Origin of the sequence: Pseudomonas graminis, from assembly GCF_001705435.1 — a bacterium.
Classification (GTDB): Bacteria; Pseudomonadota; Gammaproteobacteria; order Pseudomonadales; family Pseudomonadaceae; genus Aquipseudomonas; species Aquipseudomonas graminis_B.
In genome coordinates, this window is the sequence record NZ_MDEN01000055.1 from 13017 (window position 1) to 30404 (window position 17388).

A 17388-nucleotide genomic window follows, 5' to 3' on the forward strand; every position below is an offset into this window, starting at 1 on the left:
GGCTGAAGCCGGTCCTACTATCAAACCGACTCGACCACCTTCGCACGGCGTATGTCCGGCTGTTTCCAGCCGTCTGCGGCGGCTTCTTCGATGGCTTGCTGGATCGCGCGTTTGCGGTTGTTTTCCGCGCGGCGGCTGAAGAACCAGACCAGGAAGGTCGCAATCGACACCGCCAGCAGAATCAAGCTGGCAATCGCGTTGATCTCAGGCTTCACGCCCAGGCGCACTGCCGAGAACACTTCCATCGGCAGGGTCGTCGAGCCCGGGCCGGAGACGAAGCTCGCCAGCACCAGGTCGTCCAGCGACAGCGCGAAGGACATCATCGCCCCGGCTGCCAGCGATGGCGCGATCATCGGAATGGTGATCAAAAAGAACACCTTCCATGGCCGTGCACCCAGGTCCATTGCCGCTTCTTCGATGGACATGTCCAGCTCACGCAGACGCGCCGACACCACCACCGCCACATACGCCGCACAGAACGTCGTGTGAGCGATCCAGATGGTGACGATGCCACGCTCCTCGGGCCAGCCGAGCAACTGCGCCATCGCCACGAACAGCAGCAACAGCGACAGACCGGTAATCACTTCCGGCATCACCAGTGGCGCGGTGACCAGGCCGCCAAAGAACGTCTTGCCCTTGAAGCGGGTGATGCGCGTCAGCACGAACGCCGCCATGGTGCCCAGCGCCACGGCAGCGATTGACGTGTAGAGGGCGATTTCCAGCGAGCGCATGACCGCGCTCATCAATTGCGTGTTGTCGAGCAGCCCGACATACCACTTCACCGACCAGCCCCCCCAGACCGTTACCAGCTTGGAGGCGTTGAACGAGTAGATCACCAGAATGACCATGGGCGCGTAGATGAAGATCAGGCCCAGCACCAACATCAGGTTCGAGAATCGGAAGCCTCTCATGCCTTGCCCTCCAGCTCTTTGGCCTGACTGCGGTTGAACAGAATGATCGGGACGATGAGGATCAACAGCATCACCACCGCCAGCGACGACGCTACCGGCCAGTCACGGTTGTTGAAGAATTCCTGCCACAGCACTTTACCGATCATCAGCGTCTCGGGGCCGCCCAGCAGTTCGGGGATGACGAACTCGCCCACCACCGGAATGAACACCAACATGCAGCCAGCGATGATGCCGTTCTTGGACAGGGGTACGGTGATCTTCCAGAAGCTGTTGAAGGTGCTCGAACCCAGGTCCGATGCGGCTTCCAGCAGACTTTGATCGTGCTTCACCAGATTCGCGTACAGCGGCAGGATCATGAACGGCAGATACGAATACACCACGCCGATGTACACCGCGAGATTGGTGTTCAGGATCTGCAACGGCTCGCTGATCACGCCCAGCCACATCAGGAAAGCGTTGAGCAGGCCGTTGTTGCTGAGGATGCCCATCCATGCGTAGACGCGGATCAGGATCGCGGTCCAGGTCGGCATCATGATCAACAGCAGCAACACCGTCTGTATTTCTTTGCGGGCGATGGAGATGCCGTACGCCATCGGATAGCCGATCAACAGACACAGCACGGTGCTGATGAAGGCCATCTTCAGCGAACCCAGGTACGCCGAGATGTACAGGTCGTCACTGGTCAGCAGCGCGTAGTTGGCGAAGTTGAGCACGATGTCGAGCTTCTGCTCGACGAAGGTGAAGATCTCGGTGTACGGCGGAATCGCTACATCGGCTTCAGCGAAGCTGATCTTGATAACGATCAGAAACGGCAGCGCGAAAAACAGAAACAGCCACAGGAACGGCACGCCGATAACGGCCTGGCGCCCGGTGGGTTTTATTCGATTGAAAGCCCGTTTTATCTTTCGGATTTTCATGAGCGCAACACCACGCCGCTGTCGTCTTCCCACCAGACGAAGACTTCGTCGTCCCAGGTCGGCCGTGTGCCCTGGCGCTCGGCGTTGGCGACAAACGACTGCACCAGCTTGCCCGACGGCAGCTTCACATAGAACACCGAGTGACCGCCCAGATAGGCGATGTCGTGTACCTTGCCCCGGGACCAGTTGTGCTCGAACGACGGCTGTTCGGTAGTCACCAGCAGCTTTTCAGGGCGCAGCGCGTAGGTAATGCGCTTGTCTTCCACTGACGTGGTGACGCCGTGGCCGACATAGATCTTGCGCTCCAGCTCAGGGCTGCTGATCAGGGCGTGGCCTTCCATGTCTTCGATGACTTCACCGTCGAACAGGTTGACGTTACCGATGAACTCGCACACCAGGCGGCTGGTCGGCGTTTCGTAGATATCGATCGGGCTGCCGATCTGCGCGATCCAGCCCAGGTGCATGATCGCGATGCGCTCGGCCATGGTCATGGCCTCTTCCTGGTCGTGGGTCACCATCACGCAGGTCACGCCGACGCGCTCGATGATTTCCACCAATTCCAGCTGCATCTGCGAACGCAGTTTTTTGTCCAGCGCGCCCATGGGCTCGTCGAGCAGCAGCAGTTTCGGCTTCTTCGCCAGCGAACGCGCCAGTGCCACACGCTGACGCTGACCGCCGGACAACTGATGCGGCTTGCGCTTGGCGTACTGAGTCATCTGCACCAGTTTGAGCATCTCGGCGACCCGCGCTTCGATCTCGGCCTTGGGCAGTTTGTCCTGCTGCAGACCGAAAGCGATGTTCTGTGCCACAGTCATGTGCGGAAACAACGCGTAGGACTGGAACATCATGTTGATCGGACGTTCGTACGGCGGCATGTCGGTGATGTCGACGCCGTCGAGGTAAATGCGCCCTTCGGTCGGGCGTTCGAAGCCGGCAAGCATGCGCAGCAGGGTCGATTTCCCCGAGCCGGAGCCGCCGAGCAGGGCAAAAATTTCACCCTTGTTGATCTGCAGAGACACGTCGTCCACAGCAATCGTCTCATCGAACTTCTTCGTGACCCGATCGATTTTGACCAGCACCTGTTTCGGTTGCTGACCACCCTCAAGGGATTTCTTGTAGGCGCCGGAGGCAACTGCCATGGGTGAAACTCCCAACTGTTTTTGCGCCCGGCCAATGGGGTCGGGCGCCAAGGTCTTTATTTACCGGTTTTGATCTTCGTCCAGCTGCGCGTCATGATGCGCTGGATCTTGGGCGGCAGCTCGGAGTTGACGTACAGGCGCGCCTGTATGTCCTTCGAAGGATAAACCGCCTCGTCGTTGCGAATGTCCTGATCCATCAAAGCGCCCGAAGCCGGGTTCGGGTTGGCGTAACCCACCTGGTCACTGACCTTGGCGATCACGTCGGGTTTGAGGATGTAGTTGATAAACGCATGAGCGGCCTTCACGTCCGGCGCATCCGAAGGAATGGCGAGCATGTCGAACCACAGGTTGCCGCCCTCTTTCGGGATCGAGTAGGCAATCTTGACGCCCTTGCCGGCTTCTGCGGCACGGGCCTTGGCCTGGAAGACGTCACCGGAGAAACCGGCCGCGATGCAGATGTCGCCGTTGGCCAGGTCAGTAATGTACTTGGACGAGTTGAAATAGGTCACGTACGGGCGGACCTTGAGCAGCTTGGCTTCGGCCGCCTTGTAGTCTTTCTCGTCGGTGCTGTTCGGATTCATCCCCATGTAGTTGAGGACTGCGGGCAGCATCTCGTCAGCCGAGTCGAGGAACGCGACGCCACATTTCTGCAGCTTCTTGATGTTCTCGGGCTCGAACAGCGTGGCCCAGGAATCGATGGTGTCGACGCCCAGCACTTCCTTGATCTTGTCGACGTTGTAGCCGATGCCGTTGGTGCCCCACAGGTACGGCACGGCGTACTGGTTGCCCGGGTCGTTCTTCTCCAGGCGCTTGAGCAGTTCCGGGTCGAGGTTGGCGTAATTGGGCAGCTGCGATTTGTCGAGCTTCTGAAACGCCCCGGCCTTGATCTGTTTGCCGAGGAAGTGATTGGACGGCACAACCACGTCATACCCGGTGTGGCCCGCCAGCAGCTTGCCTTCCAGGGTTTCGTTGGAGTCGAAGACGTCGTACTTGGTCTTGATCCCGGTGCTGGACGTGAAGTCCTCCAGCGTTGTGGTGCCGATGTAATCGGACCAGTTATAAATGCGAACGGTGGAATCCGCGTAGGCACCGGCAGCGAGCGTAAGCCCGGCCCCGAGTAGCAAGCCTTTTGAAAATAAAGAAATAGACACGTGTGCAGTCCTTTTTTAGTAGGTGGGCCTGTTGCCCGTACCGATGACAGTGACGACTGCCTGTGACACATCCGGCGCGCAACTTACCTTCGATAAACCCTTCTCGCAAAAAAACTTTTTGTGACGCGGGTGTCATGACGGCTGACGCAAAACCTGTAGGAGTGAACTTGCTCGCGATTGCGGTGTGTCAGTCCTGCATTCATTTGAAGCAGTCAGCATTTGCGAGCAAGCTCGCTCCCACGGGTGCGCCGTACAGGACGACGCACCCGGTCAGGCTTATTTACCCGATTTGATGTTGGTCCAGCTGCGGGTCATCAGGCGTTGAGTCGCCGCCGGCAAGTCGGCGATCGCGTACAACTTGGCCAGAACGTCCGCTGGCGGGTATACGCCCGGGTCAGACGTGATGTCCTTGTCGACGAACTCGGTGGCCGCCTTGTTGCCGTTCGGGAAGTGAACGGAGTTGGTGATTTCAGCCATTACCTTCGGTTGCAGGATGAAGTTCATGAACTTGTAGGCGCCTTCGACGTTTTCGGCATCTTTCGGGATGGCGACCATGTCGTAGAAGCTGCCTGCACCTTCTTTCGGAATGTTGTAGCTGACTTTGACCTTGCCGCCCGCTTCTTCAGCGCGCGCCTTGGCCTGGTAGATGTCACCCGAGTAACCCACGGCGACGCAGATGTTGCCGTTGGCCAGGTCCGAGATGTACTTGGACGAGTGGAAGTAGGTGATCGAAGGACGAATCTTCTTGAACAGATCCTCGGCCTTCTGCAGGTCTTCCTTCTTCTGACTGTCGGTCGGCAGGCCCAGGTAATGCAGCGCCACTGGCAGCATTTCGGTTGGCGAGTCCAGGAAGCTGATCCCGCAGCCTTTCAGCTTGGCAGCGTTTTCCGGCTTGAACAGCAGGTCCCACGAGTTGACCGGTGCATCAGCGCCCAGGGCGGCTTTGACCTTTTCAGCGTTGTAGCCGATGCCGATCGAGCCCCACATGTACGGGAATGCGTGCTTGTTGTCCGGGTCGCTGATCGACACAGCTTTCAACAAGGCAGGGTCGAGGTTTTTGTAATTTGGCAGCTTGGACTTGTCCAGCTCCTGGTAGACGCCGGCCTTGATCTGCTTGGCCAGGAAGTTGTTCGACGGTACGACGATGTCGTAACCCGACTTACCGGCCAGCAACTTGGCTTCCAGGGTCTCGTTGCTGTCAAACACGTCGTACACCACTTTGATGCCCGACTCTTTCTCGAAATCGGCGATGGTGTTGGGTGCGATGTAATCGGACCAGTTATAGACGTGCAGGACTTTGTCATCGGCGTGTGCAGCGGCGGCCACTGCGCCCATGAGGGACAAGGCCAGGAGGGTTTTGCCAAATTTCTTCATTCGTACGGCTCCAGTGTTTTTTATGTAAGCGGCGTCTAGACGGCGGACAGTCTGGCAATTTCCCGATAAAAATTCAGCCCTGCAATGACTCAAGCGTCAGGTCCAGGCACTTGCGCGCCTTTTCAATCAGCTCGTCGATCTCGGCGGAGGTAATCACCAGCGGCGGCGAGATGATCATGGTGTCGCCCACGGCCCGCATGATCAGGCCATTGTTGAAGCAAAAAGTGCGGCAAATCATGCCTGCTCCTTTGCCGACATAGCGCTCCCGAGTCGCCTTATCCTTCACCAGTTCGATAGCGCCCAGCATGCCGACGCCCCGCACCTCACCCACCAGCGGGTGATCGCTCAGCTCGCGCAGACGCTTTTGCAAATAGGGTGCCGTTTGAGACTTCACCCGTTCGACGATCTTTTCTTCACTCAGAATGCGAATGTTCTCCAGCCCCACGGCTGCCGCCACCGGGTGACCGGAGTAGGTGAAACCGTGGTTGAAGTCGCCGCCCTCGTTCAGCACCTTGACCACTTCGTCGCGCACGATGACGCCACCCATGGGGATGTAGCCGGAGGTCAGGCCCTTGGCAATGGTCATGAGGTCAGGCTTGAGGTCGTAGAAGTCGCTGCCGAACCATTCGCCGGTGCGGCCAAAGCCACAGATGACTTCGTCGGCCACAAAGAGGATGTCGTATTTGGCCAGGATCTCTTTGATCTTCGGCCAGTAGGTGTCGGGCGGAACGATGACTCCGCCGGCGCCCTGAATCGGCTCGGCGATAAATGCGCCGACATTGTCCACGCCCAGTTCGAGAATCTTCTTCTCCAGCTGTTCGGCCGCCCAGACGCCGAACTCGTCGGGGGTCATGTCGCCGCCTTCACCGAACCAGTAAGGCTGCGGAATGTGCACGATGCCCGGAATCGGCAAATCGCCCTGCTCGTGCATGTAGGTCATGCCGCCCAGGCTCGCGCCGGCGACGGTCGAGCCGTGGTAACCGTTGACGCGGCTGATGATGACTTTCTTGCTCGGCTGGCCCTTGATCGCCCAGTAGTGACGCACCAGACGCAGCACCGTGTCGTTGCCTTCGGAGCCTGAACCGGTGAAGAACACGTGGTTCATGCCCTCGGGGGCAATGTCGGAAATGGCCTTGGCCAGTTGCAGTGCCGGCGGGTGAGCGGTCTGGAAGAACAGGTTGTAATAGGGCAGTTCGCGCATCTGCTTGCTGGCAGCATCCGCCAGTTCTTCGCGACCGTACCCGATAGCAACACACCAGAGCCCGGCCATGCCGTCGAGGATCTTGTTGCCTTCGCTGTCCCAGAGGTAAACGCCCTTGGCGTTGGTGATGATGCGCGGGCCTTTCTCTTTCAACTGCTTGAAATCGCTGAACGGCGCCAGGTGATGATCACTGCTGAGGGCTTGCCATTCGCGGGTTTGCGGGTTGTTGGAACTCATGAATCACTCCATTGTGGTATCGCGTGTGGAGCGCCGTCGACTCACTGGGAGTCCGGCGACGCCCCGGGACGTCAGACGGCAAAGAGCAGGAATTCCCGCTCCCACGAACTGATCACACGCTTGAAGTTCTCGTGCTCGGCGCGCTTGACCGCGACATAGCCGGTGATGAATTTCTTGCCGAGGTACTTCTCGACCGTCTTGCTGTTTTCCATGCGCTCCAGCGCGTCTTCGATGGTCAACGGCAAGCGCAGGTTGCGGCGTTCGTAACCACGACCGACCACGGGAGCACTGGGGTTGAGGCCCTCGACCATGCCGATGAAACCGCACAACAGGCTGGCAGCGATGGCCAGATACGGATTGGCATCGGCGCCGGGCAGACGGTTTTCCACGCGACGGTTCTGCGGGCCGGCATCCGGCACACGCAGGCCAACGGTGCGGTTTTCTTCGCCCCACTCCACGTTTACCGGCGCAGAGGTGTCCGGCAGGAAGCGGCGGAACGAGTTGACGTTGGGCGCGAACAGCGGCAACAGCTCGGGGATCAGCTTCTGCAGTCCACCGATGTGCTGCAGGAACAGCTGACTCATCGTGCCGTCTTCATTGGAGAAGATGTTTTTGCCGGTCTCGATGTCGATGATGCTCTGGTGCAAGTGCATGGCGCTGCCGGGCTCGCCGGTCATGGGCTTGGCCATGAAGGTCGCGGCCACATCGTGCTTGAGGGCGGCTTCGCGCATGGTGCGTTTGAACACCAGAATCTGGTCCGCCAGAGACAGCGCGTCGCCGTGACGGAAGTTGATCTCCATCTGTGCCGTGCCGTCTTCGTGGATCAGCGTGTCCAGGTCGAGGTTCTGCAGTTCACACCAGTCGTAGACGTCCTCGAACAGGGGATCGAATTCGTTGGCGGCCTCGATCGAGAACGACTGACGACCGGTTTCCGGACGACCCGAGCGACCCACCGGTGGCTGCAGCGGGTAGTCGGGGTCGTCGCTGCGCTTGGTCAGATAGAACTCCATCTCCGGCGCCACGATCGGCTGCCAGCCTTGGTCGGCATAGAGCTTGAGCACTTTCTTGAGGACGTTGCGCGGGGACAGCTCGATGGGGTTGCCTTGCTTGTCGTAGGTGTCGTGAATCACCTGCGCAGTCGGCTCGATGGCCCAGGGCACCAGAAACACCGCGCTCTGGTCAGGACGGCAAAACATGTCGATGTCTGCGGGGTCCAGCAATTCGTAGTAGATGTCGTCTTCGACGTAATCGCCCGTCACGGTCTGAAGCAATACGCTTTCCGGCAAGCGCATGCCCTTCTCGGCAATGAACTTGTTGGTCGGTGAAATCTTGCCCCGTGTGATACCGGTGAGGTCGGCGATCATGCACTCGACTTCGGTAATCCTGTGTTCTTTCAACCAATCGGTGAGCTGGTCGAGGTTGGTACTCATAAATACCTCAGGGTTTTAATTCCTGGTCGCCGTCATGGCGGTCAGGCGTTCTTTGAAGCGCTGGCGTCAGGGTGTCGCATGTTGAATTCAGGCATCGCCACATGCCTGGAAGACTCAAAGATAGTCGTGCTTGTGCAAAACGCGCGGTCGCGGATGCCGCAGACAGCCTGGGCCGGGTCAGTCAGCCGAAGCAAAAGACGCGCCCGGTGGAATGGGGGCGTGGATAAAGAGTAAGGTGTCGAGGTGCCACGCAGAGACATGCGCAGCGCCCGCCGCGCTGGCTGGACCGCTACACTGAAAGCGTGTGAAGTGAAAAGCCGGTGCCCGAATGGCTGAGTGCAGGCGGTAAGGCCGATCAGCGGAAGGCGAAGCATGGGACCCCCGGTATTATTGCTGTTATGGGTTGCAATCGAGCTTAGCGTTGTTCATTTTTTTCCACAACACGCCCGTAAAAAATAAAACACGCCCTGCTCAAACCCGCAGTTTGCATCATGTTAGGTGCCTCACATTTGCCCTAAAGTGCGGCGAAAATGGCTTTTTGGCGCCCTTTTAGGGCAAATCAGGGCTCCCTTGACTTCGTCTGGCCTTTCGGATTGACTGAAACCCGTAATGCTCGATGATTGATATTTTCAACAACAAAGGTGTTGCATCATGTCGGTACCCCCGCGTGCCGTTCAGCTCAACGAAGCGAACGCGTTCCTTAAGGAACATCCTGAGGTTCTATACGTTGACCTTCTGATTGCAGATATGAATGGAGTGGTGCGCGGCAAGCGCATCGAACGCACCAGCCTTCATAAGGTTTACGAGAAAGGCATCAACCTCCCAGCTTCCCTATTCGCACTGGATATCAACGGCTCGACGGTGGAAAGCACCGGTCTGGGTCTGGACATCGGTGACGCTGACCGAATCTGCTATCCAATCCCCGACACTCTCTGCAATGAGCCCTGGCAGAAGCGTCCTACCGCACAACTTCTGATGACCATGCACGAGCTGGAAGGCACGCCCTTCTTTGCCGATCCGCGCGAAGTGCTGCGCCAGGTTGTCAGCAAGTTCGACGAGATGGGCCTGACCATCTGCGCTGCATTCGAGCTTGAGTTCTACCTGATCGATCAGGAAAACGTGAACGGCCGCCCGCAACCGCCGCGCTCGCCTATTTCCGGCAAACGTCCGCACTCGACACAGGTTTACCTGATCGACGATCTGGACGAGTACGTCGACTGCCTCCAGGACATTCTGGAAGGTGCGAAAGAGCAAGGCATCCCTGCCGACGCGATCGTAAAGGAAAGTGCTCCGGCGCAGTTCGAAGTGAACCTGCACCACACCGCCGACGCGCTGAAAGCCTGTGATTACGCGGTGCTGCTCAAGCGCCTGATCAAGAACATCGCCTACGACCATGAGATGGACACCACCTTCATGGCCAAGCCTTACCCAGGCCAGGCAGGCAACGGTTTGCACGTGCATATTTCGATCCTTGATCGTGATGGCAAAAACATCTTCACCAGTGAGGATCCCGAGCAGAACGCCGCATTGCGTCATGCGATCGGCGGTGTGCTCGAGACCCTACCCGCGCAGATGGCGTTCCTTTGCCCGAACGTCAATTCGTACCGCCGGTTTGGTGCTCAATTCTACGTTCCGAACTCGCCGTGCTGGGGTCTGGACAACCGGACCGTGGCCGTGCGCGTACCGACCGGTACCGCCGATTCGGTCCGTATTGAACACCGGGTTGCAGGTGCGGATGCCAACCCGTATCTGCTGATGGCATCGGTGCTGGCAGGCATTCACCATGGCCTGACCAACCAGATCGAGCCCGGCCCGCCCGTGGAAGGCAACTCCTACGAGCAGAACGAGCAAAGCCTGCCGAACAACTTGCGTGATGCACTGCGCGAGCTGGACGACAGCGAAGTCATGGCCAAGTACATCGATCCGAAGTACATCGATATCTTCGTTGCGTGCAAGGAAAGTGAGCTGGAGGAGTTCGAGCACTCCATCTCTGACCTCGAGTACAACTGGTATCTGCACACGGTTTGATGGCTGCACGGGTTAAGAAAACGCCACCTTTTCGAGAGAATCGGTGGCGTTTTTCATTCATGAGCTGCGCGGACACCCTGTGGGACCGGCTTCAGCCGGGAAGGCAATCTCCCGGCTGCCACTGTAGAATGCCGTCGGCCCCGACCGAGAGAGCACTGATGACCCGCCTTGCTCCGCCCCGCAAACCTCGTGCACGCAGTCAGGCGCGGATCGACTCGATCCTCGATGCCGCACGTGCGCTGCTGGCCTCGGACGGCGTGGCGAGCCTCTCCATCTACAGCGTCGCCGAGCGCGCCGAAATACCGCCTTCTTCCGTGTATCACTTCTTCGCCAGCGTTCCCGCGCTGCTCGAAGCGCTGACGGCCGATGTCCACGAGGCCTTTCGCGAAAGCCTGCAGCAGCCCATCGATCATGATCGGTTGAATCAGTGGCGTGACCTGTCGCACGTGGTGGAATCGCGCATGCTCGCGATCTACAGCGACGACGCCGCCGCGCGGCAGTTGATCCTCGCCCAGCACGGTCTGGCCGAAGTCACCCAGGCGGATCGCCAGCACGACATTGAACTGGGCAACCTCATGCATGAGCTGTTCGCCCGGCATTTTCAACTGCCGACGCTGCCCGATGATGTCGAAGTGTTTGCCCTGGCGCTGGAACTTGCAGATCGGGTGTACGCGCGCTCGGTGCAACTGCACAACGCGATTACCCCGCGCATGGCCGAGGAAGGATTGCGGGTGTTTGATGCGTATCTGGGTTTGTACCTGCCGCCGTATTTGCCGAAGCGCTCAATAGAGCAATAACGTGCATCCATTGAGCGCTGCGTAGGAGCGCGCTTGCGATTCAGCATCGATCACAACTTGGCGATCGACACCTCGGTGGACTTCACGAAAGCGATCACTTCGCTGCCGACCACCAGTTCCAGCTCTTTCACGGAGCGGGTGGTGATGACGGAAGTGACGACGCCCGAAGCGGTTTGCACGTCGATCTCGGACAGCACGTCGCCGGTGACGATTTCCTTGATGGTGCCTTTGAACTGGTTACGCACGTTGATGGCTTTGATAGTCATGGTAAGGCTTCCTTTGTGAGATCAGTTCCGGGGGCGTGATTGCCTCTGGAGTTAGTTGGCCCAACGCAATTGCGTGGGCAGCGGTGAAGTCGGTTCGGGGTCGGGCGGGTTGCCGGGCAGCGACAACACGCGGTTGAGCACTTCGGTTTCCAGCGCGGCCAGTCGGTAGGAGCCACGCGCCCTTGGACGGGCCAGATCAACCTGTAAATCAAGACCGATGCGGCCTTCTTCGATCAGCAAGACCCGGTCGGCAATGGCCACCGCCTCGCTGACATCGTGGGTCACCAGCAGTACGGTGAAGCCGTGCTTCTTCCACAGGTTTTCGATCAGCTGCTGCATCTCGATTCGGGTCAGGGCATCCAGCGCACCAAGGGGCTCGTCGAGCAGCAACAAGCGCGGCTGGTGAATCAGCGCGCGGGCCAGCGCCACACGTTGTTTTTGCCCACCCGATAACGCCGCCGGCCATTCATTGGCGCGCTCCGCCAAACCCACTGCCTCCAGCGCTTCCAGTGCTTTGCCGCGCCAGTCGCCGCTAAGGCCAAGGCCCACGTTGTCGATGATCTTTTTCCAGGGCAGCAAGCGCGCCTCCTGGAACATCAGTCGCGTGTCTTCCCGCGCATCCGACAGCGAGCCGTTACCGGCCAGCAATTGGCCGCTCGATGGCTGATCGAGGCCCGCCAGCAGGCGCAGCAAGGTGCTCTTGCCGCAACCGCTTCGACCCACGACGGCGACGAACTGCCCGGCCGGGATGTGCAGATCGATGTCTTTCAATACTTCCCGCGAGCCGAAGGTCTTCTTGAGCTTGCGGACCTGCAAGGGAATCCCGCGCAACAGGTTTGCCGGTTGTTGGAGATTGCTCATTGCGCGCCACCTTTAGCCGCTTGATACGCCGGGTGCCAACGCAGGCAGACCCGTTCCAGACCACGCGCCGCGAGGTCTGCCAATTTGCCGAGGACGGCATAAAGCACGATTGCCAGCACTACGACGTCGGTCTGCAGAAACTCCCGGGCGTTCATCGCCAGATAGCCAATGCCGGAGCTGGCGGAAATGGTTTCCGCGACGATCAGGGTCAGCCACATGAAGCCCAAGGCAAACCGCACACCGACCAGAATCGAAGGCATCGCGCCCGGCAGAATCACGTGGCGGAACAGCCCGAAGCCGCTCAAACCGTAGCTGCGGGACATCTCCACCAGCGCCGGGTCGATGTTGCGAATGCCGTGATACGTGTTCAGGTAAATCGGGAACAGCGTGCCCAGCGCGACCAAAAATATCTTCGCGGTCTCGTCGATGCCGAACCACAGGATGACCAGCGGAATCAGCGCCAGATGGGGCACGTTACGGATCATCTGCACGGAGCTGTCGAGCAGGCGCTCGCCCCATTTCGACAGCCCGGTGATGAAGCCGAGCGCCAAACCAATCCCGCCGCCGATGGCAAAGCCGATACCGGCACGCCAGCCACTGATCGCCAGATGGGTCCAGATTTCGCCGCTGCGTACCAACGTAACGCCGGCCTCAATCACAGCGCTAGGCGCCGGCAAAATGCGGGTTGACAGCCAGCCCGCGCTGACCGCCAGTTGCCATATCGCCAACAGCAGGACCGGTAGCAACCAGGGCGCCAGTCTGTGGGTGATTCTTTCCACGCTCATGGAGTTGTCTCCTTCCAATGCCGGGCTTACTGGGCTTTCGCGACAGCAGCGGGTGGCGTCCAGATCACATCAGCAATGCGCAATGGTTTAGGGATCAGCTTGAGCTGGTAGAAGGTGTCGGCGATTTTCTGTTGCGCAGCGACGGTTTCAGGCGTGATGAACAGCGCCCCATAGCCCTGACGCTTCACCGACAGGCGGGTGATGTCTTCTGGCAGGCCGAGCAGCGGCGCGACCTGCTTGGTGACCTCTTCCGGGTTGGCCTTGGACCATTCGCCGACAGCGCGCACTTCTTCCACCAGGGTCTGGATCACCTTGGGGTGCTGCTGCGCATAGGGTTTGGTCGCCAGGTAGAACTGGTTGTTGTCGACGATGCCTTTGCCGTCGCGCAGGGTTCGTGCCTGCAGTTGCTGTTCGGCGGCGGCCTGGTACGGATCCCAGATCACCCAGGCATCGACGCTGCCACGCTCGAAAGCGGCACGGGCATCGGCGGGCGGCAGGAAAACGGTCTGGATATCGGTGTACTTCAAGCCGGCTTCTTCCAGCGCGCGCACCAGCAGGTAATGCACGTTCGAGCCCTTATTGAGAACGACTTTCTTGCCCTTGAGGTCTTTGACCGAAGAGATCGGCGAATCCTTGGGCACCAGAATCGCTTCGCTGGTCGGCGCTGGCGGTTCGGAGGCGACATACAGCAGATCAGCGCCAGCGGCTTGGGCAAACACGGGCGGGGTTTCGCCCGTCACACCGAAGTCGATCGAGCCCACGTTCAGGCCTTCAAGCAACTGCGGGCCACCGGGAAATTCGGTCCACTGGACTTGCACGCCTTGATCGGCGAGTTTTTTCTCGAGCGAGCCTTTGGCCTTGAGCAGCACCAGCGTGCCGTATTTCTGGTAACCGATGCGCAAGGTATCGGCCTGGGCCTGAGTAACGACGCCGAAAGAAACCGCCGCAGCAAACAGAGCGACCAGGCCTCGACGCAAAATAACGGTGCCCATGGCACGCTCCTTTGGTGTGTAGCTAAGAGGTGGCACCTGCTCGTCCGATGGCGGACCAGTAAGGCAGAAAGGGATTCATGGCCGGCAATCTCGCCAGGACGGTGAGACCATAACAGGGGATTGTTATTCTCTAAAATCATATTTATTCATTTAGTTAGCACCAAAAGGAATATATAGATTGCTAAATTCTTCGGTAATACGCGATCCCGTGGGAGCGAGCTTGCTCGCGAAGACTGATTTTCATTCTCCAGAGAAGGTGGCTGCATGCCCCGGCCCCTTCGTGAGCAAGCTCACTCCCACATAGGTGGGAATTCCTTCGTGGATGGCGTTCACAGCATAAAAAAAGGGCCGATAAATCGGCCCTCATGTAGTGCTCAAAGCGGGTGTATCAGCGATTTGGCTGTGGCGTCAGGCGCAGGTACGGCGTAACGGCTGTATAGCCTTTGGGGAAACGCTCCTTGATCTCCGCTTCGTCCTTGATCGACGGCACGATCACGACGTCTTCACCGTCCTTCCAGTTTGCCGGCGTGGCGACTTTGTAGTTGTCGGTCAGCTGCAGCGAATCGATCACCCGCAGGATCTCGTGAAAATTGCGCCCGGTGCTGGCAGGGTAGGTGATGGTCAGGCGGACCTTCTTGTTCGGGTCGATCACGAACAGCGAGCGCACGGTCAGGGTTTCGCTGGCATTCGGGTGAATCAGGTCATAGAGCTCGGAAACTTTGCGATCTTCGTCCGCCAGTATCGGGAAATTCACAAGGGTGTTCTGTGTGGTGTTGATGTCACCGATCCACTTGGTGTGGGATTCGGCCGAGTCAACGGACAGGGCAATCGCCTTGACGTTGCGCTTGTCGAATTCGTCTTTGAGTTTTGCGGTGAAGCCAAGCTCGGTAGTGCAGACAGGCGTGAAGTCGGCGGGGTGCGAAAACAGTACCGCCCATTTGCCGTCCAGCCATTCGTGAAACCTGATCGGTCCTTCGCTGGAGTTCTGTTCGAAGTCGGGTGCGATGTCGCCGAGTTTAAGGCCCATTGAGTCGTGCTCCTTGGATAATGAGTTATCAATCACTGTGCATCCCAGCATCTGAAAACAAAAGGAACGATTGGTGCTGGATAACATTATTTCGGGCATAAAAAAGCCCCGCCGAAGCGGGGCTCTTTTCAACACATCACGCTTATTTGAAGGCGTAGGTGTAGTTGAAGATCAGACGAGTCTGGTCGGTGTCTTGCTGGCTGGCGTAGAGGTCGGAGTCAGAACGCAGGTTGGCGCGACGCAGAGTCACACCAAAGCCTTTCATAGGACCGTCCTGGAACACGTAGTCGACGCGCATGTCACGTTCCCACTCGGAGCCACGGCCCAGCGATGCGTTCTGCAGACGAATCTGATCGCCATACAGATAAGCAATGGCAGCTTTCAGACCAGGAACGCCCAGGCGTGCAAAGTCGTACGAGTATTGACCGAACTTGGTCTGCTCACCGGCACGGGTGAAGTTGGTGATCATGCTATCGGTGAACAGGTAAACGCTGTTACCGCCTTCACCTTCGTTACGACCGTTGGAGAGGTTATTACGGGTGACGTTGCCGTTGCTCATGATCGGCATGCCGCCGTCATCGCTCACAGACTGGTAACCCAACAGGAATGCGTTGCCACCCAGGGTATAGGTGAACATTGCAGTCCAGGTGTCGTTATCAACTTCGCCCTGACCATCTTTGCTGTAGCCGTTGGCGAAGCGGTAACCGCTGTTGACTTCCTGGTGGGCGTTTTTGCCATCAGAAGTGCTGTGGAAGTAACGCAGGTCAGTCTTGAACGATTGGTCTTCCGCGATCGGCAGAATGTGCACCAGGCCCAGGAAGTGCTGCTTGTAGTAGTCTTCCAGGTTCGCGTAGTAGTACTGAACAGTCAGGTCTTTGGTGACTTTGTAGTCGCCGCCAGCGAACTGGAAGTTGTTCGAACCTTTGTAGCCACCGGCCAGGGACATGTCAGCGTAGTTGCTGGATGCACGACCTGCTGCCTGAGTCAGCTTACCGGCAGTCAGTGTCAGACCGTCGAGTTCCTTGGAAGTAACGATGCCACCCTGGAAGGTCTGCGGCAGCAGACGACCGTCGTTCGAGACCAGAATCGGCAGGTTAGGCTGCAGAGCGTTACCCACTTTCAGCTCGGTCTTGGACAGTTTGACCTTGGCGTTGGCGCCAGCGCGAGCCCAGTCAGCCACCGGCGTACCGTCGGAAGAAGTCGGGGAAACAGTGTTCGCCGTGCTGCCGTTAGGGTTGCGGTTATCGATACCGCCACCCAGGTTGATGCCGTACATGCCTTGAACGTCAAGACCAAAACCAACAGTGCCCGGTGTGTAGCCCGAGATGAAGTTGAACAGGAAACCCTGGGCGGTCTGACGCTGATCCTGCGCTTTACCGGTAGCCGGGTTCTCACGCGGATCTTGTTCGAAATAAAGGGTACGGGAACTGAGTGTCGCTTTGCTGTCATCCAGGAAACCAGCTGCACCAGCCTGAGTAGCCAAGACACCTGCGTATACGGCCAAGGCCAGGGTGGACTTCTTCATTGTGTATCGCTCCTCATGAATCTAATTTTTGTAGTTCCCGGGCCCGAGCGTAAGGCTCAAAGCCGAGGATGCGCGATTAGCGCCGGACCTGACTCGGCGAGTCAATGGCCCCAAGACTAATTGACTAGACCGCGTTACAGCTGGCTGCAAGGTAAGGTAAATCCTTTAAACCCAAAAAGACTTGTTAGACCTGCTTTTATGCCAAGCAGTTATATGTCACAAGCCGTTTCAGCCGTCCGTTGCGGAGTGTATCGGCCCGAATCCCTAATTCCCAAAACATATTTCAGTGCCGTTCGTCAGATCGATACGTTTAGTGCTGTCGTACAACCGGAACTTGACCGGCAAGTCACGGTCCGCCTGCGAAACTGGGTGAGAACTGCCTTCCTAACTCACTGAAAAAAATCAGATTTCATGCGCAGTAGACGCAAACATTGCAGTTGTCACCCTGCTGTCCGTCACTTTTCCGCTGACGCCGCAGAAAAATGGATAAAGCGCGTCATCCAGCCCGCTCATTCACCCATTGCGCTGATCAGCCGTCTAAATCTGCTCACAAGACGACCACACATCCCCGCAGCACATCCTTAAACAGGCGTCGCGATCGTATTTACAAATTGTGACGATTCGATGACCTCCCATCGCAGCAGGCGCTTTCTCAAGGACTCCATGCGGGGGAAGACACCTACCCGTATGGAAATAAACGCTAAGCACATTCCAAAAGGTTATTTATTTCGAGTTTCTTAGATCATT

General features: G+C 58.2%; 15 protein-coding genes. 2 read left to right on the forward strand and 13 right to left on the reverse strand.

From position 1 onward, the window contains the following. Positions 1-20: 20 nt before the first annotated feature. From BBI10_RS05365 to BBI10_RS05395, 7 genes are all read right to left on the reverse strand, one after another. Positions 21-911 carry an ABC transporter permease subunit gene (locus tag BBI10_RS05365; protein WP_065987356.1) on the reverse strand — a complete coding sequence of 297 codons (891 nt, stop codon included), beginning with the start codon at positions 909-911 and terminating at the stop codon, positions 21-23. After that, on the reverse strand, positions 908-1828 hold the full coding sequence (locus BBI10_RS05370) for an ABC transporter permease subunit (RefSeq protein ID WP_065987357.1): 921 nt from the start codon (positions 1826-1828) through the stop codon (positions 908-910). The genes BBI10_RS05365 and BBI10_RS05370 overlap by 4 nt, the downstream gene beginning before the upstream one ends. Continuing rightward, positions 1825-2967, reverse strand: coding sequence for a polyamine ABC transporter ATP-binding protein (gene potA, locus BBI10_RS05375; RefSeq protein WP_065987358.1), 1143 nt, complete (start codon positions 2965-2967; stop codon positions 1825-1827). The genes BBI10_RS05370 and potA overlap by 4 nt, the downstream gene beginning before the upstream one ends. A gap of 56 nt (positions 2968-3023) precedes the next feature. Beyond that, complete coding sequence (locus BBI10_RS05380; protein WP_065987359.1) at positions 3024-4118, reverse strand: polyamine ABC transporter substrate-binding protein; 1095 nt, start codon at positions 4116-4118, stop codon at positions 3024-3026. Between the two features lie 276 nt (positions 4119-4394). Further along, a complete protein-coding gene (locus tag BBI10_RS05385; RefSeq protein ID WP_065987360.1) occupies positions 4395-5492 on the reverse strand; it encodes a polyamine ABC transporter substrate-binding protein in 1098 nt (365 codons plus the stop codon). 73 nt (positions 5493-5565) lie between these two features. After that, entirely contained in the window at positions 5566-6930 is a 1365-nt protein-coding gene (locus BBI10_RS05390) for an aspartate aminotransferase family protein (protein WP_065987361.1), read from the reverse strand. 71 nt (positions 6931-7001) lie between these two features. Continuing rightward, complete coding sequence (locus tag BBI10_RS05395; protein ID WP_037016227.1) at positions 7002-8360, reverse strand: glutamine synthetase family protein; 1359 nt, start codon at positions 8358-8360, stop codon at positions 7002-7004. Between the two features lie 651 nt (positions 8361-9011). On the opposite strand from BBI10_RS05395, the gene BBI10_RS05400 reads away from it, so the two are divergent. Both BBI10_RS05400 and BBI10_RS05405 read left to right on the forward strand, forming a co-directional pair. Then, positions 9012-10388: a glutamine synthetase family protein gene (locus tag BBI10_RS05400; RefSeq protein WP_065987362.1), complete on the forward strand. Its 1377-nt coding sequence runs from the start codon at positions 9012-9014 to the stop codon at positions 10386-10388. Between the two features lie 158 nt (positions 10389-10546). Beyond that, on the forward strand, positions 10547-11185 hold the full coding sequence (locus BBI10_RS05405; protein WP_065987363.1) for a TetR/AcrR family transcriptional regulator: 639 nt from the start codon (positions 10547-10549) through the stop codon (positions 11183-11185). A 50-nt stretch (positions 11186-11235) separates the two neighbouring features. Here BBI10_RS05405 and BBI10_RS05410 read toward each other — a convergent pair whose 3' ends face one another. The 6 genes from BBI10_RS05410 to BBI10_RS05435 all read right to left on the reverse strand — a co-directional run bounded on the left by BBI10_RS05410 (position 11236) and on the right by BBI10_RS05435 (position 16641). Continuing rightward, the gene (locus tag BBI10_RS05410) at positions 11236-11451 is read right to left on the reverse strand and encodes a TOBE domain-containing protein (protein ID WP_037016233.1); all 216 of its coding nucleotides are present in this window, start codon (positions 11449-11451) and stop codon (positions 11236-11238) included. Positions 11452-11502: 51 nt separating this feature from the next. After that, a complete protein-coding gene (gene ssuB / locus BBI10_RS05415; protein WP_065987364.1) occupies positions 11503-12312 on the reverse strand; it encodes an aliphatic sulfonates ABC transporter ATP-binding protein in 810 nt (269 codons plus the stop codon). Further along, positions 12309-13097, reverse strand: coding sequence for an aliphatic sulfonate ABC transporter permease SsuC (ssuC, locus tag BBI10_RS05420; RefSeq protein ID WP_065987365.1), 789 nt, complete (start codon positions 13095-13097; stop codon positions 12309-12311). The genes ssuB and ssuC overlap by 4 nt, the downstream gene beginning before the upstream one ends. Positions 13098-13123: 26 nt before the next feature. Next, a complete protein-coding gene (locus tag BBI10_RS05425; RefSeq protein WP_065987366.1) occupies positions 13124-14089 on the reverse strand; it encodes a sulfonate ABC transporter substrate-binding protein in 966 nt (321 codons plus the stop codon). A gap of 388 nt (positions 14090-14477) precedes the next feature. Further along, positions 14478-15116, reverse strand: coding sequence for a peroxiredoxin (locus BBI10_RS05430; RefSeq protein WP_065987367.1), 639 nt, complete (start codon positions 15114-15116; stop codon positions 14478-14480). A 142-nt stretch (positions 15117-15258) separates the two neighbouring features. After that, entirely contained in the window at positions 15259-16641 is a 1383-nt protein-coding gene (locus BBI10_RS05435; RefSeq protein ID WP_065987368.1) for an OprD family porin, read from the reverse strand. Between the last annotated feature and the right edge of the window lie 747 nt (positions 16642-17388).

Excerpts from the sequence above, each read along its gene's own strand:
- BBI10_RS05385 (WP_065987360.1), bottom strand. The coding sequence starts at position 5,492 with ATGAAGAAATTTGGCAAAACCCTCCTGGCCTTGTCCCTCATGGGCGCA.
- BBI10_RS05410 (WP_037016233.1), bottom strand. The coding sequence starts at position 11,451 with ATGACTATCAAAGCCATCAACGTGCGTAACCAGTTCAAAGGCACCATC.
- BBI10_RS05405 (WP_065987363.1), top strand. The coding sequence starts at position 10,547 with ATGACCCGCCTTGCTCCGCCCCGCAAACCTCGTGCACGCAGTCAGGCG.
- BBI10_RS05435 (WP_065987368.1), bottom strand. The coding sequence starts at position 16,641 with ATGAAGAAGTCCACCCTGGCCTTGGCCGTATACGCAGGTGTCTTGGCT.
- BBI10_RS05390 (WP_065987361.1), bottom strand. The coding sequence starts at position 6,930 with ATGAGTTCCAACAACCCGCAAACCCGCGAATGGCAAGCCCTCAGCAGT.
- ssuC (WP_065987365.1), bottom strand. The coding sequence starts at position 13,097 with ATGAGCGTGGAAAGAATCACCCACAGACTGGCGCCCTGGTTGCTACCG.
- BBI10_RS05430 (WP_065987367.1), bottom strand. The coding sequence starts at position 15,116 with ATGGGCCTTAAACTCGGCGACATCGCACCCGACTTCGAACAGAACTCC.
- BBI10_RS05425 (WP_065987366.1), bottom strand. The coding sequence starts at position 14,089 with ATGGGCACCGTTATTTTGCGTCGAGGCCTGGTCGCTCTGTTTGCTGCG.
- ssuB (WP_065987364.1), bottom strand. The coding sequence starts at position 12,312 with ATGAGCAATCTCCAACAACCGGCAAACCTGTTGCGCGGGATTCCCTTG.
- BBI10_RS05400 (WP_065987362.1), top strand. The coding sequence starts at position 9,012 with ATGTCGGTACCCCCGCGTGCCGTTCAGCTCAACGAAGCGAACGCGTTC.
- BBI10_RS05365 (WP_065987356.1), bottom strand. The coding sequence starts at position 911 with ATGAGAGGCTTCCGATTCTCGAACCTGATGTTGGTGCTGGGCCTGATC.
- potA (WP_065987358.1), bottom strand. The coding sequence starts at position 2,967 with ATGGCAGTTGCCTCCGGCGCCTACAAGAAATCCCTTGAGGGTGGTCAG.
- BBI10_RS05395 (WP_037016227.1), bottom strand. The coding sequence starts at position 8,360 with ATGAGTACCAACCTCGACCAGCTCACCGATTGGTTGAAAGAACACAGG.
- BBI10_RS05370 (WP_065987357.1), bottom strand. The coding sequence starts at position 1,828 with ATGAAAATCCGAAAGATAAAACGGGCTTTCAATCGAATAAAACCCACC.